This window comes from Pseudomonas sp. NY11955, from assembly GCF_048068035.1.
Classification (GTDB): Bacteria; Pseudomonadota; Gammaproteobacteria; order Pseudomonadales; family Pseudomonadaceae; genus Aquipseudomonas.
Map to the genome: position 1 here is coordinate 1 of NZ_JBLUPS010000096.1, position 211 is coordinate 211.

At 59.2% G+C, this 211-nt stretch carries 1 protein-coding gene; it reads left to right on the forward strand.

Features of this window, described 5'->3' with window-relative positions; all coding sequences use genetic code 11:
- The coding region (locus ACNFBR_RS29405; protein WP_416737896.1) for a hypothetical protein at window positions 1-211 on the forward strand (211 nt) is incomplete at both ends.

Consider the following 211-nt stretch of genomic DNA (forward strand, 5'->3'; position numbering starts at 1 on the left):
CTAACCAGCCGGTGGTCAACGCCATCGACGCGGTCAGCGGTGCGGATGCGTGGAAGTTCGAAAACCTGAACCTGGACAAAACCCCGGTCAGCACCCAAGTCACTGACGAGCCAGGCACTCCAGGCAACGAAGGCGACATCGTCAAGGTAACTATCACGGCTGACCAGGAATCCGTCGCCGAGAACGTCAAACCGACGTTCACCGTGCACGT